Annotated in this window: 19 protein-coding genes and 1 tRNA gene; 18 read left to right on the top strand and 2 right to left on the bottom strand. The window is 66.6% G+C overall.

All coding sequences use genetic code 11. The annotated features are described in order from the left end of the window. From murG to ACI3K3_RS22740, 18 genes are all read left to right on the top strand, one after another. A partial coding sequence (murG, locus tag ACI3K3_RS22825) for an undecaprenyldiphospho-muramoylpentapeptide beta-N-acetylglucosaminyltransferase (protein WP_404917934.1) occupies positions 1-1,157 on the top strand: 1,157 nt, incomplete at its 5' end. Then, positions 1,154-2,575, top strand: coding sequence for a UDP-N-acetylmuramate--L-alanine ligase (gene murC, locus ACI3K3_RS22820; RefSeq protein WP_404917932.1), 1,422 nt, complete (start codon positions 1,154-1,156; stop codon positions 2,573-2,575). The genes murG and murC, both read left to right, overlap by 4 nt. Beyond that, on the top strand, positions 2,572-3,495 hold the full coding sequence (gene murB, locus ACI3K3_RS22815; RefSeq protein WP_404917930.1) for a UDP-N-acetylmuramate dehydrogenase: 924 nt from the start codon (positions 2,572-2,574) through the stop codon (positions 3,493-3,495). Before murC ends, murB begins: the two co-directional genes overlap by 4 nt. Beyond that, on the top strand, positions 3,492-4,448 hold the full coding sequence (locus ACI3K3_RS22810; RefSeq protein ID WP_404917928.1) for a D-alanine--D-alanine ligase: 957 nt from the start codon (positions 3,492-3,494) through the stop codon (positions 4,446-4,448). Before murB ends, ACI3K3_RS22810 begins: the two co-directional genes overlap by 4 nt. Next, a complete protein-coding gene (locus ACI3K3_RS22805; protein ID WP_404917927.1) occupies positions 4,445-5,410 on the top strand; it encodes a cell division protein FtsQ/DivIB in 966 nt (321 codons plus the stop codon). The genes ACI3K3_RS22810 and ACI3K3_RS22805 overlap by 4 nt, the downstream gene beginning before the upstream one ends. After that, the gene (ftsA, locus tag ACI3K3_RS22800) at positions 5,410-6,690 is read left to right on the top strand and encodes a cell division protein FtsA (protein ID WP_313442683.1); all 1,281 of its coding nucleotides are present in this window, start codon (positions 5,410-5,412) and stop codon (positions 6,688-6,690) included. The genes ACI3K3_RS22805 and ftsA overlap by 1 nt, the downstream gene beginning before the upstream one ends. Before the next feature lie 169 nt (positions 6,691-6,859). Continuing rightward, positions 6,860-8,422, top strand: coding sequence for a cell division protein FtsZ (gene ftsZ / locus ACI3K3_RS22795; protein ID WP_404917924.1), 1,563 nt, complete (start codon positions 6,860-6,862; stop codon positions 8,420-8,422). Positions 8,423-8,645: 223 nt separating this feature from the next. Continuing rightward, positions 8,646-10,751 (top strand): tetratricopeptide repeat protein, encoded by a 2,106-nt coding sequence (locus ACI3K3_RS22790; RefSeq protein ID WP_404917922.1) that lies wholly within the window; start codon positions 8,646-8,648, stop codon positions 10,749-10,751. A gap of 219 nt (positions 10,752-10,970) precedes the next feature. Next, positions 10,971-11,477 carry a YbjN domain-containing protein gene (locus ACI3K3_RS22785; protein WP_404917920.1) on the top strand — a complete coding sequence of 169 codons (507 nt, stop codon included), beginning with the start codon at positions 10,971-10,973 and terminating at the stop codon, positions 11,475-11,477. Between the two features lie 115 nt (positions 11,478-11,592). Next, positions 11,593-12,402, top strand: a complete 810-nt coding sequence (locus ACI3K3_RS22780) for a pyrroline-5-carboxylate reductase family protein (RefSeq protein ID WP_404917918.1) — start codon at positions 11,593-11,595, stop codon at positions 12,400-12,402. Between the two features lie 244 nt (positions 12,403-12,646). Next, the gene (locus ACI3K3_RS22775) at positions 12,647-13,387 is read left to right on the top strand and encodes a Bax inhibitor-1/YccA family protein (protein ID WP_313443209.1); all 741 of its coding nucleotides are present in this window, start codon (positions 12,647-12,649) and stop codon (positions 13,385-13,387) included. A gap of 118 nt (positions 13,388-13,505) precedes the next feature. Next, on the top strand, positions 13,506-14,246 hold the full coding sequence (locus ACI3K3_RS22770; protein WP_404917916.1) for a hypothetical protein: 741 nt from the start codon (positions 13,506-13,508) through the stop codon (positions 14,244-14,246). Between the two features lie 143 nt (positions 14,247-14,389). Then, a tRNA-Ala gene (locus tag ACI3K3_RS22765) sits at positions 14,390-14,465 on the top strand. A gap of 166 nt (positions 14,466-14,631) precedes the next feature. Next, positions 14,632-15,687 carry a GTPase ObgE gene (obgE, locus tag ACI3K3_RS22760; RefSeq protein ID WP_404917936.1) on the top strand — a complete coding sequence of 352 codons (1,056 nt, stop codon included), beginning with the start codon at positions 14,632-14,634 and terminating at the stop codon, positions 15,685-15,687. A 69-nt stretch (positions 15,688-15,756) separates the two neighbouring features. Then, entirely contained in the window at positions 15,757-16,662 is a 906-nt protein-coding gene (locus ACI3K3_RS22755; protein WP_404917914.1) for an alpha/beta hydrolase, read from the top strand. 40 nt (positions 16,663-16,702) lie between these two features. After that, the gene (locus tag ACI3K3_RS22750; RefSeq protein ID WP_404917912.1) at positions 16,703-17,650 is read left to right on the top strand and encodes a DMT family transporter; all 948 of its coding nucleotides are present in this window, start codon (positions 16,703-16,705) and stop codon (positions 17,648-17,650) included. 128 nt (positions 17,651-17,778) lie between these two features. Then, positions 17,779-18,924 carry a glutamate 5-kinase gene (gene proB / locus ACI3K3_RS22745; protein ID WP_404917910.1) on the top strand — a complete coding sequence of 382 codons (1,146 nt, stop codon included), beginning with the start codon at positions 17,779-17,781 and terminating at the stop codon, positions 18,922-18,924. Beyond that, entirely contained in the window at positions 18,924-19,847 is a 924-nt protein-coding gene (locus ACI3K3_RS22740; RefSeq protein WP_404917908.1) for an NAD-dependent epimerase/dehydratase family protein, read from the top strand. Before proB ends, ACI3K3_RS22740 begins: the two co-directional genes overlap by 1 nt. A 194-nt stretch (positions 19,848-20,041) precedes the next feature. On the opposite strand, the gene fahA is transcribed toward ACI3K3_RS22740, so the two are convergent. Both fahA and ACI3K3_RS22730 read right to left on the bottom strand, forming a co-directional pair. Continuing rightward, positions 20,042-21,367 (bottom strand): fumarylacetoacetase, encoded by a 1,326-nt coding sequence (gene fahA / locus ACI3K3_RS22735; protein WP_404917906.1) that lies wholly within the window; start codon positions 21,365-21,367, stop codon positions 20,042-20,044. A gap of 74 nt (positions 21,368-21,441) precedes the next feature. Then, positions 21,442-21,935: energy transducer TonB (locus tag ACI3K3_RS22730; RefSeq protein ID WP_404917904.1), on the bottom strand; the 494-nt coding region annotated here is incomplete at its 5' end.

Here is a 21,935-nt window from a genome sequence, read left to right as displayed (position 1 = left end):
GGACGGGCGGGCACCTCATTCCCGCCTTCGCGCTCGCCGCCGAACTGGACCGGCGCGGGCATCACGTAGCGCTCATCACCGATGAGCGCGGCGCGGCGATCCCCGGCAAGCCCGATTATCTCCCCGCGCATGTCCTGCCGCAGGGCCGCATCGCGGGGAAGAACCCGCTGAACTGGCTCAAGGGCCTGAAGGGCATATTGTCCGGCCGCGCCATGGCGCTGCGCCTGTTCGAGAGCTTCGAGCCGACGGCCGTGGTCGGTTTCGGCGGCTATCCCGCGCTGCCCACGATGCTGGCGGCTAAATCCGCGAAGATCCCGACGATCCTGCACGAGCAGAATTCGGTGCTCGGGCGCGTGAACCGCTATTTCGCGGGCAAGGTGAATGCCATAGCCACGGCTTTCGAGCAGGTGGACCGGCTCGATCCCAAGTTTGCGGACAAAGTCACTCTGGTCGGCAATCCGGTGCGGGACGAAGTCCTCGCGCTGCGGGACGCGCCTTTCCCCGAGTTTACCGACGACAGCCTGCTGCGCATCCTCGTGACCGGAGGCAGCCAGGGCGCGCGCGTGCTGTCCGAAGTCGTGCCCGACGGGCTCGCCATGCTGCCCCCGGCGCTGCGCTCGCGGCTCCAGGTGATCCAGCAGTGCCGCCCCGAGGATATCGAGGCTGTCCGCGCCCGTTATGCCGGGCACGGCATCCCCGCCGAACTGGCGACCTATTTCGAGGACATGGCGGAGCGTCTTGCCGGGGCGCATCTCTTCATCGGCCGTTCCGGCGCCTCCACCATCGCGGAACTCACCGCCGTCGGTCGTCCCGCGATCCTGATCCCGCTGCCGATCGCCACCGACGACCACCAGGCCGCCAACACGCGCGAGATCGTCGCCGCCGGCGGCGCCCGCGCGATCCGTCAGGAAAGCTTCACCGCGACCATGCTCGCCAAACAGATACAGGCCATGGCCCAGCACCCCGAAACCCTTGCCAATGCCGCCCACGCCTCGTGGAACTGCGGATATCCCAATGCCGCCAGCGATCTGGCCGACCTTGTCGAAAGCTTCGGCGCGGCGCCGATCATGGACGTGATCCGCCTGGAGAAGGCCATGCCTGCCAAGGGCGGCGAGGCGCTCGCAAAGAGCAAGCTCGCGAAGGAGCCCGCACAGTGAGGGGCGTCGGCACCGACATCGGTACGATCCACTTCGTGGGCATCGGCGGCATCGGCATGTCCGGCATCGCCGAAGTGATGCACAACCTCGGCTATTCGGTGCAGGGCTCCGACATTGCCGAGGGTTACGTGGTGGAAGGCCTGCGCCAGCGCGGCATCAAGGTCATGATCGGCCAGTCGGCTGATAACGTCGAGGGTGTGGCCGTCGTCGTGACTTCCACCGCCGTGAAGCGCGATAACCCCGAAGTCGTCTACGCGCTCGAAAACCGCATTCCCGTGGTCCGCCGCGCCGAGATGCTGGCGGAGCTGATGCGCCTCAAGAACACGGTGGCCGTGGCCGGTACCCACGGCAAGACCACCACGACGTCGATGATCGCGGCGCTGCTCGATGCGGGCGGGGTCGATCCCACCGTCATCAACGGCGGCATCATCAATTCTTACGGCTCGAACGCGCGCCTCGGCGCTTCGGACTGGATGGTGGTGGAAGCCGACGAAAGCGACGGCTCGTTCCTGCGCCTCGACGGCACGATCGCTGTCGTCACCAATATCGATCCCGAGCATCTCGACCATTACGGCTCGTTCGACAAGGTGAAGGACGCCTTCGTCGAATTCATCGAGAACGTGCCATTCTACGGCGCGGCGATGCTCTGCATCGACCACCCGGAAGTGCAGGCGATCATCCCCAAAGTGCGCGACCGCCGCGTGGTGACCTACGGTTTCTCCGCCCAGGCCGACATTCGCGGCGAGAACGTCACGCCGATCCCGGGCGGCAACCGCTTCGACGTGGCCCTGCGCCAGCGCGATGGCTCGTTCCGCCGGATCGAAGGCATCGAACTGCCGATGCCCGGCCGCCACAACGTCCAGAACGCGCTCGCCGCCGTGGGCGTGGCGGTGGAGATGGGCTGTTCGGAAGAATGCATCCAGACCGGCTTCTCCAAGTTCGGCGGCGTGAAGCGCCGCTTCACCAAGGTCGGTGAAGTCGAAGTCGAGGGCGGTGTCGTGACCGTGATCGACGATTACGGCCACCACCCGGTCGAGATCCGCGCCGTGCTCGCCGCCGCGCGCGAAGGCGTGCGCAACCGCGTCATCGCCGTGGTCCAGCCGCACCGCTTCACGCGCCTGCGCGATCACATGGAAGACTTCGAAGGCGCGTTCAACGATGCCGACGTGGTCTATGCCGCCCCGGTCTACGCGGCGGGCGAGCAGCCGATCGAAGGTGTCGATTCCGCGCAGATGGTCTCGGGCATGAAGGCGCGCGGACACCGCTCCGCGCAAGTCATTGCCGGGCCGGATGCCCTGGCCGACGCGCTGGCCACTTCGGTCCAGCCGGGCGACATGGTGGTCTGCCTCGGCGCGGGCGACATCACCAAGTGGGCAGCCGGGTTGGCCGAGGCGATCGTCAAGCGGAGGGCCGCTTGAGCGAAGCCGCGCATCTTCCGCAGGTTTCCGGAAAGCTGAAGGCCGATGCGCCGCTGGCGCCGCTCGTCTGGTTCAAGTCGGGCGGTGCGGCCGAGTGGCTGTTCGAGCCGAAGGACCTTGCCGACCTGCAAGGCTTCCTGCGCGATCTCGACCCCTCGGTTCCGGTCATGGCGCTCGGCCTCGGCTCCAACATGATCGTGCGCGACGGCGGCGTTCCCGGTGTGGTGATCCGCCTGGGCAAGGCTTTCGCGAAAGTCACCCGCGTCGATGACGTCACGCTGGAATGCGGCGGCGGCGCCAGTGGCATCCTCGTCTCCTCGACCGCGCGTGACAACGGCATTGCCGGTGTCGAATTCCTGCGCTCGATCCCCGGTACGGTCGGCGGCTTCGTGCGGATGAACGGCGGCGCCTATGGCGGCGAGGTCAAGGATATCCTGATCGATTGCGACGTGGTGCTGCGCGACGGCACGCTGGTCACGCTGGGCAATGCCGATCTCGGCTATACCTATCGTCACTCCGAACTGCCCGAAGGCGCCGTGGTCGTCGCCGCACGCTTCAAGGGCCGCGCGGGCGAGCCCGAGGCGATCCAGACGGAAATGGACCGCATTTCCGCCAGCCGCGAAGCCAGCCAGCCGCTGCGCAGCAAGACCGGCGGCTCCACCTTCAAGAACCCCGAGGGCCATAAGGCCTGGCAGCTCGTGGACGAAGCCGGCTGCCGGGGCCTGACCCTCGGCGGCGCGCAAGTGAGCGAGAAGCACACCAACTTCCTGCTCAACGTAGCCGACGCCACCAGCAGCGATATCGAGGCCCTGGGCGAGGAAGTCCGCCGCCGGGTCAAGGAAAACTCGGGCGTGACGCTCGAATGGGAAATCCAGCGGGTTGGACTATCCGCTGAAGCAAGAAGTGAGTTGACGCAGTGACCCTCTCCAAACTCCACGTCGCGGTCCTGATGGGCGGTTGGTCGAACGAACGGCCGGTCTCGCTGATGAGCGGCGAGGGCGTGGCCAAGGCGCTTGAGTCCAAAGGCCACACGGTCACCCGCATTGACATGGACCGCGATGTCGCGCTGCGTCTGTCGGAGGCGAAGCCGGACGTCGTGTTCAACGCGCTCCACGGCGCGCCGGGCGAGGACGGCACGGTGCAGGGCATGATGGACCTGATGGGCCTCACCTATACCCACTCGGGCCTCGCCACTTCGGTGATCGCCATCGACAAGGAACTGACCAAGCAGGCGCTGGTCCCTCACGGCATTCCCATGCCCGGCGGCCGCATCGTCGAGAGCGCCACGATCCACGAGCGCGATCCGCTGCCGCGTCCCTATGTGCTGAAGCCCGTCAACGAGGGATCGTCGGTGGGCGTCGCCATCGTCACCGACGAAGGCAACTACGGCAATCCCATCGCGCCGGATGCCGAGGGCCCGTGGCAGGAATTCGACCGCCTGCTCGCCGAACCCTTCATTCGCGGGCGCGAACTGACCACGGCGGTGATCGGTGATCGCGCTCTGCTGGTCACCGAACTCAAGCCCAAGTCCGGCTTCTACGATTTCGACGCCAAGTATACCGACGGCATGACCGAGCACGTCTGCCCGGCGGAAATCCCGGACGAGATTACGGCGGCCTGCAAGGATCTCGCCCTGCGCTCCCACCAGTTGCTGGGCTGCAAGGGCACCAGCCGCGCCGACTTCCGCTGGGACGACACGCAGGGCATCGAGGGACTGTTCCTGCTGGAGGTCAACACCCAGCCGGGCATGACCCCGCTCAGCCTCGTCCCCGAGCAGGCGCGCGCCTGCGGGATGGAGTACCCCGATCTCGTGGAAGCCATAATTGCGGAAGCGCTGGCCGACGCTGGAAAGGTCGCCAAGGGGGGCAAATGAGCCAGACGATCCGGCGCAAGCCGAAGACAGCGCGAAAGGCCGCGGCGGCCCAGAACACCAAGGCCAAGGTGCGCCAGGCCAAGGCGACCAGCGGCACCGCCGTCGACACGGTGATGAGCTGGCTGCCCTTCACCGAGGAGCAGCTTCACAAGATCTTCCTCGTCGCCATCCTCGGCGGCGCGGGGCTGCTCGTCTGGGTCGTGGCCAATGCGGCGGGCGTGCCGATGCTGGCGGGCAAGCAGTTCGCGCAAGTCGCCGCCGATGCCGGGTTCGAGGTGAAGCGCGTCGAAGTGCGCGGGGTGAAGAACCTCAACGAGCTGAAAGTTTACGAAAAGGCCCTGGCCGAGCGTGACCGGGCGATGACCCAGGTCGATCTCGACGGGTTGCGCGGAGAGCTGATGGGCCTCTCGTGGGTCAAGGACGCGCGCGTCTCGCGCCAGCTTCCCGACACCCTGGTGATCGATATCGTCGAGCGCGAGCCGCATGCCGTGCTGCGCAAGGCCGACCGTTTCGTGCTGATCGACGAGACCGGTCAGGAACTGGAAGCGATCGCCCGCAAGGATGCCAAGGGCAAGCTGATCGTTTCCGGCCCCGGGGCGGGCCAGCAGGTGACGCAGCTTGGCCACTTGCTGGAAGCCGCGCCCGCGCTTCAGCCGAAAGTGCAGGAAGCCGAATGGATCGGCAACCGTCGCTGGAATCTGACGTTCCAGACCGGGCAGGTTCTGGCTTTGCCGGAAGGCGACACGGAGTCGGCCGGTGCGCTGGTCACGTTCGCGCGGCTCGACGGCACCAATCGGCTGATCGGCGGGAAGGCGACCGCGATCGACATGCGGGCGAAGGACCGGATCTACTTGCGGGTGCCGGACGGTGAAGGACAGGAATTGGCGATGAAGGCGGGGGCAGTGCCGCATACCGGTGTCGAAGCGAGCGCGACCACAGCGGTTGCGGCGGAGGAGCAGTAATGGCGCCGCCGCGTATCACCCGCGTTTTCGGCGCGGTAAACATCGGTTCGTTCCGCATCTCCGCGATCGTCGCGGGCATGTCGGAGATGGGGGACATGATCGTGCTCGGCTCCGGCCATCGTGCCAGCCAGGGCATCAAGCGCGGCTACGTGACCGACATGGCCGCTGCCACTTACGCCGTGCGCGATGCGATCGACCGGGCCGAGAAGATGGCCGATACCAGCGTGTCCAAGGTCTGGATCGGCTGTTCGGGGGCAGGGCTCGCCAGCCGCATCGACCAGTTCGATGCAGAGATCGGCGGGCGTCGTATCGAGCAGGAGGACATCGACCAGCTGCTGATTTCGGCGCGGGAAGTGATCCAGCCGGACGGCCGCATGGTGCTTCACGCGCAGCCGGCGCAATATCGCCTGGACGGAGCGCACGGCGTGGGTAACCCGACCGGGCTCCATGCAGAGCGGCTCGGCGTCGATATCCACATCGTGCTGGCGGACGGCGCACCGATCCGCAACCTGACCGAGGCCGTGCAATGCGCGCATCTTGAGGTGGAGGCCGTGGTCGGCTCTCCCATTGCTGCGGGGCAGGCCTGCCTTTCGCCCGAGGAGCGCGATCTTGGCGTGGCGCTCGTCGAATTCGGCGCGGAAGTCACCAATGTCGCGGTCTATTCGCACGGGCTGCTGATCGACATGATCTCGATTCCGATGGGTTCGGCCGACATTACCGACGCGGTGGCCTCGGCTTTCGGCATCCGGCGCTTCCAGGCCGAACGTCTCAAGTGCGTGAACGGCTCGGCCATCGCCAGTCCGCACGATCACCGCGAGATGATCCCCGTCAATGCGCCGGGCGAGGAAGGCACCGGCCCGATCGCGCGCCATGCCGACGACAAGAACCGCATCCCTCGCGCCGAGTTGATCGGCGTTATCACCGGCCAGCTCGGCATCCTGATGGAAGAAATCAACAAGGCGCTCAAGCTGATGCGCTTCAACGCCCAGCGGGGGAAGCAGGTCGTCTTCACCGGCGGCGGCGCGGAGCTGGTGGGCCTGGCCGACTATGCGCAGGCCGCGCTTGGCAAACCCGTGCGCATCGGCCGGGTGCCGCATCTGTCGGGACTTGCCGAAGCCCACGTAAAACCGGGCTTTTCGACGTTGGCGGGCCTGGTCCTCTACGCGGCGGCAGACCCCATCGACATTCGCACGTTCGGCAAGAACCGCCAAGGTACAGTCAGTTACAGCGGCCTGGGCGTGGTCAACCGCGTCTATAGAGCCCTGAGGGAATACTTTTGAACACTTTGCCCAGTCGTGCAATTCCTGCGACACGAACGCCGCGATTGGCTGGAATTGGCGGTTTCGCCTGTGGACAACAAGCCCGCGCGCTTTGCCTTGACGGAGGCAGCCGTGCAATCAGGCTAGTCAAGGTAAATTTCTTCGCGCACGTGCCTGCCAGGAGATCGAAATGAGCATCAACATCGGACCGCCGGCGATCGAAGAACTTCGTCCGCGCATTGTCGTCATCGGCGTAGGTGGCGCGGGCGGCAACGCCATCGCCAACATGATCCAGGCCCAGATAGAGGGCGTGGACTTCGTCGTCGCCAATACCGACGCACAGGCGCTCAACAACGCGATCGCCGAAACCCGCATCCAGCTCGGCCCCGAGATCACGCAGGGCCTCGGCGCCGGTGCGCGTCCGGAAGTGGGCCGCGCCGCAGCGGAAGAGACGATCGAAGAGATCGAACGCCTGCTCGACGGCGTCCACATGGTCTTCATCGCCGCCGGCATGGGCGGCGGCACCGGCACGGGTGCGGCACCGATCATCGCACAGGCCGCGCGCGCCAAGGGCGTGCTGACGGTGGGCGTGGTTTCCAAGCCCTTCATGTTCGAAGGCACGCGCCGCATGCGTTCGGCGGATTCGGGCATCGAGGAGCTGCAGAAGCACGTCGATACCCTGATCGTCATTCCGAACCAGAACCTGTTCCTGGTCGCCAAGGCGGAAACCACTTTCAAGGAAGCCTTCCAGCTTGCCGACGAAGTGCTCCAGCAGGGTGTGCGCTCGATCACCGACCTGATGATCATGCCGGGCCTCATCAACCTCGACTTCGCGGACGTCCGCTCGGTCATGGGCGAGATGGGCAAGGCGATGATGGGCACGGGCGAGGGCGAAGGCCCGAACCGCGCTCTCGAAGCGGCCGAACGCGCCATCGCCAATCCGCTGCTTGACGGCGTGTCGATGCAGGGTGCCAAGGGCGTGATCATCTCGATCATCGGCGGCGACGACATGAAGCTGCTCGAAGTCGACGAGGCGGCGAACCACATCCGCGAGCTGGTCGATCCCGATGCCAACATCATCTGGGGCTCGGCCTTCAACCCCGACCTCCAGGGCAAGATTCGCGTCTCGGTGGTTGCCACCGGCATCGAGCAGACCACGGAAATGGCCGAGATCGCCTCGCGCCCGCTGAACCTCAGCGCCTCGCGCGGCCCCGTCCGCCCGATGGTCTCGCGTCCGGTTCCCAGCGCACCGACGCCGCTCGTCGCCCCGGCTCCGGCCGTGGCGATCCCGCCGGCTGCTGCCGCTCCGGCCTCTGAGCCGTTCGAACTGTCGACGCCCGCGCCCGAAGCGGCCGAGCAGCCTTTCGAGCTCGAACTCGGCGCCAGCGAGGAAGTCGAGCAGGAAGCGCCCGTTGCTTATGGCGGCCTGCGCAACAGCCAGCCGCTCGATCTCGGTGCCGCTTCCGCACGTCAGCAGGATGAACTTCTGCTCAATGGCGGCCAGCCGGTCGCTCAGGCAGCCGAGCCCGAAGCGGTTCGTGCGCGCCCGATCCCGGCAGCTCCGGCCCAGACGGCACCTGCCCCGGCTCCTGCGGCACCCGCTCGGCCGGCGAGCGGTGGCAGCACCCTGTTCGAACGCATGACCAGCCTCTCGCGCCCGAAGCCGGCAGCGGCTGAGGCGGCCGGCGGCGACGACGACGATGGCGGCTCGATCAGCATCCCCCGCTTCCTCGGACGTCAGAACAACCAGTAATGCGAAGCGGGCGGGTGGTCTTGCAGGCCGTCCCGCCCGCCTTCCCCGTGGCTGTTCCGGCAGGGTTCATGATCCGAGCGACATATCCCGGCGCTATCGGGCCCCGCCGGATCGAGCGCCGGGCGGTCTGATTGCAGTCTGGTTCGGCGGGGCTCGATGGATGTCGGGCCTCCGGCAGAATCAGGCTGCATTTTATCGCGCGTTTTGAGAGGTTTCTCTGGTTTTGCGGGTACGTCAGAAGGTTTCGAGCAAGTGGCTGGCCACGACGGCCGCCTGCATCGCGCTGGCCGGTCCTGCCCTGACGATGTCGACCCCGGCCTCAAGCGCGCCGGTGGTTCAGGCCCTGCCGGGCGCCGACCAGCTGAAGCTCAACGCCGCGCTGTCCCGGCTGGGGCGCGATCCGCGAGACGTGTCGGCCTTGCTGGATGCCGGAGACGCTGCACGCAAGCTCGGCGATTTCGAGGCGGCCATCGGCTTTTACCGCCGCGCGGACGATATCTCGCCCGGCAATGCACGGGTGAAGGCGGGCCTCGCCGCTTCCCTGGCGCAGAGCGGAGATCCGGTTGCGGCGCTTCCGCTCTTTGCCGAAGCCGAGAAGGCGGGCGCCAGCCAGAGCCAGCTCGCGGCCGATCGCGGGCTCGCTTACGATCTCGTCGGAGACAACCTGACCGCGCAGCGATACTACGCGCTGGCGCTGGGCGGGGCGAGCGACGAGGATGTGCGCATGCGGCTGGCCATCAGCCAGGCCATCGCCGGGGATGCGCAGGCCTCCGAGACCACGATCATGCCGCTGCTGCGCAAGCAGGACAAGCCGGGCTGGCGCACGCGCGCCTTCGCGCTGGCGATTGCGGGCGATACCAAGCAGGCCGTGGAGATTTCCAACACCATCCTGCCCCCGCAACTCGCGCAGAACATCGCGCCTTACTTGCGTTACATGCCGCGATTGACGCGCGCCCAGCAGGCCGCCGCCGCCAACCTCGGCAAGTTCCCGCGAGCCTCCGAGATCGGCCACGACGATGCCCGCATCGCCGCGTACAGGCCGGTGCAGGTCGCAAGCGCGGACGCGAATCTGGTGCCGCGCGGCGATGCGCTGGGCAGCGGCAAGACGGCCGACCGTTCCTCGCGGACGACCCGTGCCGGAAGCGCCGCCAAGGGGGCATCCAAAACCAGTGGCGCCGCAGTCGCCGCTGCCGACTCCTATCGGATCGGCGGTTCGCGGACGAGCTCCAGGCGTCCCAATTCGGCAACGGCCAAGCCGCCCGAACCGGTCCGCACCGCGCCGCCCGAACCCAAGCCGACGATCGAGCGCGATGGCGCGGTCGTCGAACTGCCGCCGCTGGCGTCCACTGCGAAGCCAGCCGCCACGACGCCTGCAACAACCAGCGCTGCGCCATCGAATCTCGCGGCCACCTCTGATTCCGCCGCTGGACGTTCCGCGCCCCCTTCATCGCTGCCGCCCGGTTTCGACCCCAAAGCGGCGGGAGCCAGTGCGGCATGGCCCGCGACATCGCAGCCCACGCGCTCGCCCGACCGCACGGCGGCGGCAGCGCCCGGCTTCGATCTGGCGCGCGCCAACCCTGTTCAAGGCCAATCGCAGGCGCAACCTGGTACCTCATCGGCGTCGACAGCGCCGGTTCCCGCTACCGCCCTGGCCGCCGCTCCGGCCACAAAGCCACCGGTGCAGCAGCCTTCTGTGAGGAAGCCGAGCCTGGAAGCTCCGCCGGAACCGAATGCGCAGCAGCTGTCGCTGGAGCAGATCTTCGCCGATATCGGCAAGCCGACCACGCAGAACATGCCGACATCCGGCGCGGTCGATATCCGGCAGATCGAGCCGGCACGTCCCGCCCCGCCGAGGATCGAACTGCCAAAGCCTGAGCCGGAAGCGCTCAAGGTCGCCGAAAAGCCCGACTCCAAGTCCAAGTCCGGCGCTGCCAAGAGCGCAGCCGAAGACGAGAAGCCCGGCGCGAAAACCAAGGCTGATGCCAAAGCAAAGGCCGAGGCCAAGGCCAAGGCCGATGCCGCCAAGGCGAAGAAGCCCGCGCCGCCCTCTCATCCCAGCCGCATCTGGGTGCAGATCGGTGTCGGACGCGACAAGGGGGCCATCGCCTTCGACTGGCGCCGCTACAACAAGCAGGCTCCCGCGCTGTTCAAGGGCCGCGAGCCTTACGTCAGCGACATGGGGCGGACCAACCGCATCCTGGTCGGCCCGTTCCCCACGCTCAAGGCGGCGAACGAATTCCGGACCGATGCGAAGAAGCAGGGCTTCGACGATGCGCTGCCCTGGACCAGTCCGGCCGGGCAAGTCGTGGATCCGCTTGGGGCGAAGTAGGTCGGATCGACGTCGGGGCCGTGCGGGCCTGAATGTAGTGAGCCGAACCCCGGGGCATGAAGTCAGGCCGTCCCGATTTCCCATCGTCCGGCCTTATCCACACCCTGTTAACAGGCAAGTGGAGTTTTGCTCAGGCGATCGCGTGTCCCGGATTGTGCTTGGCCCCCTTGGCAAAGCATCCATGGCTTCTCGCGTCGCGGAGGGCAAATGTCGGAAATCATGAGAACGGTACAGGACGACATCGGCCGGGAGGATGAATCCGCCCCGATCGAAATGCTGGCGTCACTGTTCGAGGCGCGCGACTGGGCGTTCGAATATTCCGGTGAGGACGAGATTTCCGCCGAAGTGAAGGGTGCCTGGGCCACCTACCAGATCCAGGCGATCTGGCGCGCGGAAGACCGCGTCCTGCAATTGCTCTGCCTGCCGGACATTCGCATCGCCGACAGCAAACGTCAGGCCATGTTCGAGGCACTGACACTGATCAACGAGCAGATCTGGGTCGGCCATTTCGACACCTGGTCCAGCAGCGGCGTGGTGCTCTACCGGCACGGCCTGATGCTGGGTGAAGACGGCCTGCTCGGCCCCGGCCAAGCGCAGACCGTGGTGGAAGCGGCGATCGAGGAATGCGATCGCTTCTATCCCGTGTTCCAGTTCATCCTCTGGGGCGACAAGACCCCGGCCGAGGCGCTTGCCGCCGCGATGATCGACGCCGCCGGAGAGGCCTGAAGCATTTCCCGGCCCGCCCTGGTTTTGGACCTTGGCCCTTGGCAGTCTCGCCGCGCTCTCGTAAGCGGCGGACCGGTATGAAATTCCGCGCGAAATCGGGCGGTAGGAGAACGACATGGATCGCTTTGGCAACATCCTCCTGATCGGGTGCGGCAACATGGCCGGCGCGATGCTCGAAGGCTGGCTGAATGGCGGCATGCGGCCCGCCGCATTCACCGTCGTCGATCCGAAGCGCGCCGATGTCCCCGCTGGCGTCACCCTGCTGAAGGAATTGCCGAAGGAAGGGCGCTTCGACGTCGTCATGCTCGGCATCAAGCCACAGGGGCTGGACGAAGCGGCGCCGGCCATTGCCCCGCTCGTCAGGCGCGGGACGGCGCTTTTCTCGATCCTGGCCGGCGTGGAGTTCGACAGCCTTTCGGCGCGTTTCCCCGAAGCCGGTGCGATCGTGCGGATCATGCCCAATCTGGCGGCCGCGATCGGCAAGTCCCCCATCGCCCTGGATTCGCGCGGCCTCGACGAGACCGGACGCGCGGCGGTAACGGCGATGATGGCGCACCTCGGCACGCCGGAATGGCTGGCCCGTGAAGACCTGTTCGATTCCGTCACGGCGCTCGCCGGCTGCGGGCCCGCATTCGTCTACCGCTTCATCGACGCGTTGGCGGCGGGCGGGGTCGCGCTCGGCCTGGACGAGGGCCAGTCGCAGCGGCTGGCGCTGGCGATGGTGGAAGGCGCGGCGCAATTGGCGGCGGCATCGCCCTTCTCCGCCGGTGAACTGGCGGACAAGGTCGCCAGCCCCGGTGGCTCGACCCGTGCCGGCATGAACGTGCTCGACGCAGACGGTGCGCTGGCCGCACTGATCGCGGCCACGATGGCCGCTTCGCGCGATCGCAACGCCGAAATGGCGGCGGAAGCACGGCAAGCCTGAAGGTTCGTTTGAAAATTCGCCGCAGGCGAGTTTCGCGGCACCGGCCCGTTCTAAAAATGCCCCCGAGGAGATTTTTTCAACCGGGCTCTGAAGGCGTAGAGCAGGGCGCGAGTAATCGCGTCTGTTATTTACATTTTGACACAAATCACCCGCTCCGGTTTTTCTTGAATTCGGAGCGCGGACAGCCGATATTCCCTTTGTCCGGGCTGCCGCATTTCGCTGGTGCCCGTCAAAGGAGTTTGAAATGGCGAATTGGAACGACCCCCAGCCCGGCACGGGCTTCGGTGCGTCTCCGAGCCTTGACGGACGCACCGGCGGCAAGGCCACGTATGACGCGGGCCTGCGCAGCTACATGCTGTCCATCTACAACTACATGGCCTCGGGCGTGCTGCTGTCGGGCATCGTTGCGGTGCTCTTCGCGAATTCCGGCATGGCGGTTCAGGTGCTGAGCACGCCGCTGCGCTGGGTCATCATGCTGGCGCCGCTCGGCTTCGTGCTGGCGATGAACTTCGGCCTGAACCGCATGAAGACGTCGACCGTCCAGATGCTCTATTGGGGCTTCTGCGTGGTCATGGGCCTGTCGCTCTCGGCGATCTTCCTGGTCTTCACCGCGACTTCGATTGCGACCACGTTCTTCGCAACGGCCGCGGCTTTCGCGGGCCTCAGCCTTTATGGCTACACCACGAAGAAGGATCTTTCGGGCTTCGGCACGTTCCTGATCATGGGCCTGGTCGGCATCCTGATCGCGATGCTGATCAACCTGTTCGTCGGCTCCACCGTGCTGCAACTGGCGATCTCGGTGCTCGGCGTGCTGATCTTCGCGGGCCTCACCGCATATGATACGCAGATGCTCAAGAACCAGTATGCCCAGCTTCGCGGCACCGAATTCATCGGCAAGGCCGTGGTGATGGGTGCGCTCAGCCTGTACCTGGACTTCATCAACATGTTCCAGTTCCTGCTGACCTTCCTGGGCGACCGCCGTTAATCCACCGTTTTTTGACGGTTGAAACGATCATGCCCGGTGCGATTCGTCGCACCGGGCATTTTCATTGGAGTCGAGTCGCGATAGAATCACTCCATTCTTGAGAATTGGAGTGTCCGGGGTGGTTGACCTGAAGAAAAGCGGCGTCTTGCGCGGCCTTACGCTGATGACGGGTTCGCTCGTCGCCCTGCTGTCGGGCTGCGGCCCCAAGGAAGTGGCCGTGGCACCTCCGCCGCCGCCACCGGTCGTGGTCATTCCGCCTCGGCCCATGCCCCCGCTGGGCGCCTCGCCGAACATGATGATCCCGGCCGTGGCCGTCGATGGTTCGCGTGCCACCGTCAACAGCGGCATCTCTTCCGCGCAGGCCCTGTGGAACTTGCGCTCGGCCTACAACGTCGCCGCGCTGAACTGCGTCGGCCCGCAGTACGAGCCGATCCTGGCGGGCTACAAGGACTTCCTCAAGAAGCACACGAAGAGCCTGACCGCTGCGAACAAGACTCTGGACAAGGAATTCAAGTCCCGGTTCGGCGCCAAGTCGATCCGCGAGCGTGAATCCTACCAGACCCAGGTCTACAACTATTTTGCGCTGCCGCCGGTGGTTCCGGCGCTCTGCAATGCCGCGCTTGGCCTTGCGGTCGATCTCCAGACGGTTCAGGCCGGGCAGCTTGACGGTTTTGCCGTGACCGGGCTTGCCAAGGCGGAAGCGCCGTTCAAGGAGTTCTTCAACAGCTACGACCAGTACCGCGCCGATCTCGCGGCCTGGGATGCGCGCTACGGGGCCGGCGCTTCGGCCAGCGTCCCCGCTGCGACCACGCCGGTCGCCACTGCGCCGAACGTGACGCAGCAGGCTTACGCGCACTGACGCCTTTTCGGGAGCGGCCTTCGATCCATCGGCTGCCGCTCCTGAATCTGCTTTGAAGATATTTTTTGCTCTTTCATGCGTGAGAGCAGTTCGCTAAGGGGAGCGCCTTGCAGGGCGCTTGCGTCTTGCGAAGATACTGGAACGGGGCCGTAGCTCAGATGGGAGAGCGCGTCGTTCGCAATGACGAGGTCAGGGGTTCGATCCCCCTCGGCTCCACCAGTATTTGAGATCTGAAGCGATCCGGGCTGTCCCGGATCTCCCCCGGCGTGAAGCGTTTGACGCGACATGACCGGGTTTTTTGTTTATCCGCGATGGACGGAAAAACGATGGCATTGCCATCGCCGACTTCGCCTTGAACGTCTTTGAACGCGCCGGAACCCATAAGATGCATTTTCTCGACCAGGCCAAGATCTATATCCGTTCGGGCGGCGGCGGCCCCGGTGCGGTTTCCTTCCGGCGCGAGAAGTACGTCGAATACGGCGGTCCCGATGGCGGTAACGGCGGCAAGGGCGCGGATATCGTGTTCGAGGCCGTCGCCGGGCTGAACACCCTGATCGACTTCCGCTATACCCAGCACTTCAAGGCGCCGCGCGGCGGCCACGGCATGGGCAAGAACCGCAACGGCGCGGCGGGCAAGGATCTTGTCATCAAGGTTCCCGTCGGCACGCAGATCGTCGACGACGAGGACCGCGAGACGGTCCTGGCCGACCTTACCGAGGCGGGCCAGCGCGTGACCTTGATGGAAGGCGGCATGGGCGGACGCGGCAACGCCAGCTACAAGACCAGCACCAATCGCGCGCCGCGCCAGCACCAGCCGGGCATTCCGGCGCAGGAAATGTGGGTCTGGCTGCGGCTCAAGCTGCTGGCCGACGTCGGCCTGGTGGGGATGCCGAATGCGGGCAAGTCCACCTTCATCAACAAGCTGTCCAACGCCAAGGCGAAAGTCGGCGACTATGCCTTCACCACGCTGCGCCCGCAGCTTGGCGTCGTCATGCACAAGAACCGTGAGTTCGTGCTGGCCGACATTCCCGGCCTGATCGCGGGCGCGGCGGAAGGCGCGGGCATCGGGGATCGCTTCCTCGGCCACATCGAACGTTGCCGCGTGCTCGTTCACCTCATCGACATTTCGAACACCGATCCGGTCGAGGCGATGCACATCGTCGAGGAGGAGCTGGAGGCCTATGGCGGCGATCTCGACGGCAAGCCGCGCCTGGTCGCGCTGAACAAGATCGACCTCGTCGACGATGAACTGGCGGCGGCCTATGCCAAGGAACTGCTCAAGGCCGGCGCGCAGGAAGTCTTCCCGATTTCGGGCGCGACCGGCAAGGGCATGTCCAAGCTGCTCGACGCGGTGATCGACTACCTTCCCGCGGCAACCGTGACCGAACGTCCTCACGGCGAACAGGAAGAAGCCGACGACAAGCCCTGGTCACCGATCTGATCCCGGTTCGGCAATAGTTTCCTTGCGGATCAGGAGGATGTTGGCAGGCAAGGCAGTGGTCGCTAGACCATGGCGATGAAGATCGAGCAGACGCTTCTCGCCCTGGGACTTTTCCTTGCTCCGGCTGCCGCTGTCGCGCAGCCGGCGGCACCACAGCAAGTCGTCGGCCGACCGATCGAGATCGGCACCAGCTACAGTCTCCATTCGTCCGTGCTGGACGATACGCGCGAACTGAACGTCTGGCTGCCGATCGGCTACGAGAAGTCGCAGGATCGCTACCCGGTGCTGTATCTGCTGGACGGCGGGCTGGACCAGGACTTCATCCATATCGCGGGTCTCGGCAATCTCGCCTCGCTGAGCTGGACTTATGGGCCGATGATCGTGGTCGGCGTGCAGACGAAGAACCGCCGCGCGGAGCTGACCTCGCGCCCTACCGACCCGCGCTATCTGTCGGCCTTCCCCGAAAGCGGCGGCGCCGATCGGTTTCGCCAGTTCCTGCGGCAGGACGTCATTCCCTTCGTGGAGAAGCGCTTTCGTGCGGGAGAGCGCCGCGCGATCATGGGAGAGTCGCTTGCCGGACTGTTCGTGGTCGATACCCTGTTGCACGATCCGGGCCTGTTCGGGGACTATGTGGCGATCAGCCCCAGCCTCTGGTGGGACGACCGCCGCCCGCTTGCCGATCTCGACCACACGGCGCGCCTGAAGGACCTGGCGAAAGCGCGGCTCTATCTGGCGGTGGGCGACGAGGGTGGAACGATGCAGGACGGGATCGACCGGCTGCGCACCGTGCTCTCCGCCCAGCCGTCGCAGCGCCTGACCTTCCGCTACGACGATTTCAGCAAGAGCGCGTCCCACGCCACCGTCTATCACCACGCGGCGGAAGACGCGCTGCGCTGGCTCTACCCGGCGCCGCCGTATGAAGGAGAGGGCACGCCATGGTTCATGATCGAGGGTGCCGCGCCGCCTCGAAAATAATACTGCCGCCAATGCGCCCGCGAAGCTAAGGGAGCGGTCTATGAGCAGTGATCACACCACTCCCCGAAAACCCGTCGATGGACAGGCGGCGCTGCTGATGATCGCCCTCTGCGCGATCTGGGGCATGCAGCAGACGGCGCTGAAAGCCGTGGCATCGGACATGGCGCCGGTCTTGCAGATCTGCCTGCGCTCGGGCGTCGCGGCCTTGTTCATCGCCGCGCTGGTCTTCGCGCGGGGCGAGAGCCATGCCCTGCGCGGCGGCACCTGGAAGCCGGGGATCGCGATCGGCGCACTGTTCGCGCTGGAGTACCTGTTCATGGGAGAGGGGCTGCGCTTCACCAACGCCTCGCACATGGGGATATTCCTCTACACCGCGCCGATCTTCACGGCGCTTGGGCTGCATTTCGGACTACCGGAAGAGCGCCTGAGCCCGCTGCAATGGCTGGGCATCGTCATCGCTTTCGGCGGGGTGGCAGTCTCGTTCCTCGGCGGCGCGGGATCAGGGCCCACGCGCGGCACGGCCTGGATCGGCGATCTCATGGGCATCGGTGCGGGCGCGGCCTGGGGTGCCACGACGCTGACCTTGCGGTTTTCCCGCCTCTCGCAGGCGCCGAGCACGGTAACGACGCTCTACCAGCTCCTCGGCGCCTTCGTGCTGCTGGGCCTGCTGGCGCTCGGCACCGGGCAGACCGCCGTGACGGCCACCCCGCTGCTCGGCCTGAGCATGGCGTTCCAGATCGTCTTCGTCTCGCTGATCAGCCTGCTGGTCTGGTTCGGGATGCTGCGCGTCTATCTCGCCTCGCGGCTGGGCGTGCTGTCGTTCATGACGCCGCTGTTCGGCGTGGTCTTCGGCGTCGTCCTGCTGGGCGAGCGGCTGGAACCTGCCTTCATCGGCGGCGCGATCATGGTCGTTGCCGGTATTCTCCTGGTCAGCGGCCACGAGGCGTTCCGCGCACGACGGGCAAAACGCTTCGGTTCTCCAGCATAGAAGCCGGCCGGACGGGGGCGACGGCACGGGTTGGGCGCCCTGCCGTTCCCGCGACGGGACAGGGAGGGGGCGCTTTCGCACGCGAGTCCTTTCCACGGCGCGGCATCTGTCCTAGAGGCTCTGCCTCCATGCCTGTATCGCGCCTTTCCGATCTCTCCGACAGAGCCCTTGCACCCCGCCTCGTCATCAAGGTGGGCTCGGCCCTGCTCGTCGGCAAGGAAGGCGTGCGGCGCGCTTGGCTGACCGCGCTCGTTGCGGAGATTGCCGAAGCGCGGACGCGTGGGCAGCAGGTGATCGTCGTCTCGTCGGGCGCCATCGCGCTGGGCGCGGCGACGCTGGAGCTTGAAAAGGGCGGACGCGGTTCGCTGGCCGATGCGCAGGCAGCCGCAGCGGTGGGCCAGATCGCGCTGTCCGGGCTCTGGGCGGAATTGCTCGGCAGCCACGGCCTCACCGCCGCGCAGATGCTGCTGACGCTGGACGACCTTGAGGATCGCCGCCGCTATCTCAACGTCACGGCCACGCTCACGCGCCTGCTCGATGCAGGGGCGGTGCCGGTGATCAACGAGAACGATTCGGTCGCCACCCAGGAAATCCGTTTCGGAGACAACGATCGCCTCGCCGCGCGCGTCGCGCAGGCCGCGCAGGCCAGCGCCGTGGTGCTGCTCTCCGATATCGACGGTCTTTACGATCGGCACCCCAAGGAGCCCGGCGCGCGGATGATCGCCGTGGTCGAGGGCGTGACCAGCGAAGTCCACGCCATGGCCAGCACCGAATCGAACTCGGGCATGGGCTCGGGCGGCATGGTGTCCAAGTTGCAGGCGGCCGAGATCGCGGAGCTTGCGGACATCTGCCTCGTCATCGGCAATGGCCAGCACGAGCGCCCGGTAGCGCGTATCATCGGGCAGGGTATCGGCACGCTGTTTCTTCCCCGTCCCGGAAAGAACGGGGGCAGGGCAGGCGCGCGCAAGGCCTGGCTCGGCGGGCGGCTGCGGCTCAAGGGCAGCATTCACGTCGACGCCGGTGCCGCCGCCGCGCTGACGCGGGGATCGAGCCTGCTCGCCAAGGGCGTGACCGGCGTGGAAGGCCACTTCGAACGCGGCGATCCGGTCGCCATCGTCGATGCCGAGGCGCGGGTGCTGGCCCACGGGCTCTCCGAATATCGCGCCGCCGAATGCGATGCGATCCGGGGGCTGCACTCCAGCGAACAGGCCGAGGTGCTGGGATATTCGCCCCGTTCATCCGTTGTGCATCGCGACCAGCTTGTTCTGAAGTGATGGAAATAGACCGTCCCACCATCGCGCTTACCGGCGCCACCGGCTTCGTCGGCCAATCGCTGCTCGATGAGGCCGTTGCCGCAGGCTACGACGTGCGCGCCTTGGCCCGGCGCGAGCAGGAGCCGCGCGAGAACGTCACCTGGGTTCGCGGCGAACTGCGCGACACCGCCTCGCTATCCGAACTGACGCGCGGCGCCGAGGCGATCCTGCATGTCGCCGGCGTAGTGAGCGCACCAGACGCCGCGAGCTATGAGGCAGGCAACGTTACCGGCACGCTCAACCTGATCGAGACGGCCGTTGCGAAAGGCATCCGCCGCTTCGTCTTCGTTTCCTCGCTCTCCGCGCGGGAGCCGCAGCTTTCCGCTTATGGTGCCTCCAAGGCCAAGGCCGAGAAGTTCCTGCGCGCCAGCCCGCTGGACTGGACCATCGTGCGCCCGCCCGCCATCTACGGCCCGCGCGACAAGGAAATGTTCGAGCTGTTCCGCGCCGCGCGCTGGGGCGTGGTGCCGGTGCCCAAGGGCGGCTCCGCCTCGATGATCCACGTCGAGGATCTCGCCCGCCTGCTGGTGGCGCTGGTGCCCGGCGGTGAGGATGTGACCGGCAAGCTGTTCGAGCCGGACGACGGCAAGCCGCTCGGCTGGGACAATGTCGAGATGGCCCGCGCCATCGGTGCCGCCGTCGGTCGCCGGGTGCGGGTGCTCTCGCTGTCACCCGGTGCGCTGAGCAAGGCGGCGCGGGTGGACCAGTTCCTGCGCGGTGACGGTGCGAAGATGACCGCCGACCGGGCGGCCTATTTCAGCCATCCGGACTGGGTGGTCGCTGCCGAGGCGGCCGTTCCAGCTTCGATCTGGGAGCCGCGCATCGATACGCGCGACGGGCTGCGGGCTACTGCCGAGTGGTATCGGGCTAACGAGTGGCTTTGAAGTAGTAGGAAGTCCTGGGGGATGATCCCCCAGACCCTCGGAATGTCCGCCTTGCGCACTCGCTATTCGTAGTGCGCTCCTTGCGGCGCAGCCAATTGTCTCCCGACGCAGCCATGGGCGCTAGACGGATAGTCGGGGCGCTACCTCGACAGTAACGGGGTGCAGGGGTGATGACCCCTGCTTCTTCCCTCTTACTACTTCACCGAAACCGCAGCCTGCACCACCCCGGAGCAGGCCCCGAACCCGATCGAAACCGCGCCTTCCGCCACGAAGCGGCCCGAAAGCACCAGTTCGTCGCCGTCCTCCAGGAACGTGCGCGTTTCGCCGGTCGGCAGGGTCAGCGCCTGGCGGCCGGCGCGGGTGATTTCCATCAGGCTCCCTTGCGAGCCGTCTTCCGGGCCCGAGATGGTGCCGGTGCCGAGCAGGTCGCCGGGGTTCATCTCGCAGCCGTTGGAGGCATGGTGCGTGATCATCTGCGCGATGGTCCAGTACATGTTGCTGGCGGGGCCATGGCTGAGGCGTTGGGCAGGGAGGCCCTGATCGCGCATCTTGCCGGTGCTGAGCGCCACTTCGAGGTCGAGCGAGAGCGCGCCTTCGCGCTGGTCGGCGTCTTCCCAGAGATAGGGCAGGGGCTGGGGGTCGCCTTCGGGGCGCGGCGGCTGCGCGATGCGGAAGGGGGCGAGCGCCTCTATTGTCACGATCCAGGGCGAGACGGTGGTGAGGAAGCTTTTGGAAAGGAACGGCCCGAGCGGCTGATATTCCCAGGCCTGCACGTCGCGCGCGGACCAGTCGTTGAGCAGGGTCACGCCGGCGACATGGTCGAGCGCCTCGCCGATGGCGATCGGCTGGCCGAGCTGGTTGCCCTGCGCCATCCACACGCCGAGTTCGAGTTCGTAGTCGAGCCGGGCGATCGGGCCGAACGAGGGATTTTCGGCGTCGGGCGCCTTGGTCTGGCCATTGGGGCGGACCACCGGGGCGCCGCTCGCCCGCACGGTGGAGGCGCGGCCGTGATAACCGATGGGGACGTGCTTGTAGTTGGGCAGCAGCGGATTGTCGGGGCGGAACAGCTTGCCGATATTGGTCGCGTGGTGGATGCCGACGTAGAAATCGGTGTAGTCCGCGATCCGCGCGGGCAGGTGGATCGCCGCCTCGGCCATCGGCACCAGCAGCGGCTCGATTTGCGCGCGTTCAGCAGCGCCTTCAGCGAGGAGTGCGGAAATCCGGCGGCGCAAGGCGCGGCGCGGAACCGCACCTAGCGCGAGGAGCGGGTTGAGGCTTTCGCCCGAACCGGCGCGCGCGGCATCCAGCGCCTCGCCTTCCAACAGCCCCGTCCCGGCCAGCGCCGAAAGGTCGAGGATGCTGTCACCGATCGCCACGCCGCCGCGCCGGGTTTCGCGGCCCTCTCCACGACGAGAGAACACGCCGAACGGCAGGTTCTGGATCGGGAAGTCGCCGTGGCCGTTCGCGCTTTCCACCCAGGACCGCAGGGCGCTGTCGTGGGTTTCGTCGATCGTGGCCATGGGATTCTCCTCTTCCGTATTCTGGTTGGCGTATTCTGGTTGGAGGGCACTCCTAGCCGGTCGGAATGGCGGCGTCACGGCTCGTCTTCGTCGCTGCTCACATTGTCCCAGCCGTGGGTCTCGGTCATGAGGAAGGGCACCGGATTGCCGCGCGCATCGCGAGCGGGGCGAAAGCGGAAGCGTTCGGTGATGCGACGGCAGGTGCCGTCGTCCACGTCCGCCCTGCCGCTGGACACGACCACCGTGCAGCCGCTGACCCGCCCGTCCACGCCGATCCGGTATCGCACGGTAATATCGGCCCCGGTGCGGGACTTGCGAACGTCCGGCGGGAGGTCGGAAAAGCGGATGCGTCCAGCGGTCTGGCGGGGATAAGTGGCGACGCCGCTGTTCGCGCCGGTACCATCTCCGCCTCTGCCGCCACCGCCGGTTCCCGTACCCCGGCCGCCAGCGCCGCTGCCGGTCCCGGTCGATCCCGCGCCTTGCGATGACTGCGAGCCCGTGCCGGGGTTCGGCGCGGCGACGATCGGCGGCGTCACCGGAAGGACGATGCGCGGGGGCGGGGCGACGA

This window comes from Novosphingobium sp. ZW T3_23, from assembly GCF_044987305.1.
Lineage (GTDB): Bacteria > Pseudomonadota > Alphaproteobacteria > Sphingomonadales > Sphingomonadaceae > Novosphingobium.
Note: the sequence above shows the minus strand (reverse complement) of the source record. Positions and strands in the feature narration are given on the sequence as shown.

Excerpts from the sequence above, each read along its gene's own strand:
- ACI3K3_RS22740 (WP_404917908.1), top strand. The coding sequence starts at position 18,924 with ATGGAAATAGACCGTCCCACCATCGCGCTTACCGGCGCCACCGGCTTC.
- proB (WP_404917910.1), top strand. The coding sequence starts at position 17,779 with ATGCCTGTATCGCGCCTTTCCGATCTCTCCGACAGAGCCCTTGCACCC.
- ftsZ (WP_404917924.1), top strand. The coding sequence starts at position 6,860 with ATGAGCATCAACATCGGACCGCCGGCGATCGAAGAACTTCGTCCGCGC.
- ACI3K3_RS22775 (WP_313443209.1), top strand. The coding sequence starts at position 12,647 with ATGGCGAATTGGAACGACCCCCAGCCCGGCACGGGCTTCGGTGCGTCT.
- ACI3K3_RS22785 (WP_404917920.1), top strand. The coding sequence starts at position 10,971 with ATGAGAACGGTACAGGACGACATCGGCCGGGAGGATGAATCCGCCCCG.
- ACI3K3_RS22755 (WP_404917914.1), top strand. The coding sequence starts at position 15,757 with ATGGCGATGAAGATCGAGCAGACGCTTCTCGCCCTGGGACTTTTCCTT.
- ACI3K3_RS22780 (WP_404917918.1), top strand. The coding sequence starts at position 11,593 with ATGGATCGCTTTGGCAACATCCTCCTGATCGGGTGCGGCAACATGGCC.
- ACI3K3_RS22750 (WP_404917912.1), top strand. The coding sequence starts at position 16,703 with ATGAGCAGTGATCACACCACTCCCCGAAAACCCGTCGATGGACAGGCG.
- fahA (WP_404917906.1), bottom strand. The coding sequence starts at position 21,367 with ATGGCCACGATCGACGAAACCCACGACAGCGCCCTGCGGTCCTGGGTG.
- ftsA (WP_313442683.1), top strand. The coding sequence starts at position 5,410 with ATGGCGCCGCCGCGTATCACCCGCGTTTTCGGCGCGGTAAACATCGGT.
- ACI3K3_RS22805 (WP_404917927.1), top strand. The coding sequence starts at position 4,445 with ATGAGCCAGACGATCCGGCGCAAGCCGAAGACAGCGCGAAAGGCCGCG.
- obgE (WP_404917936.1), top strand. The coding sequence starts at position 14,632 with ATGCATTTTCTCGACCAGGCCAAGATCTATATCCGTTCGGGCGGCGGC.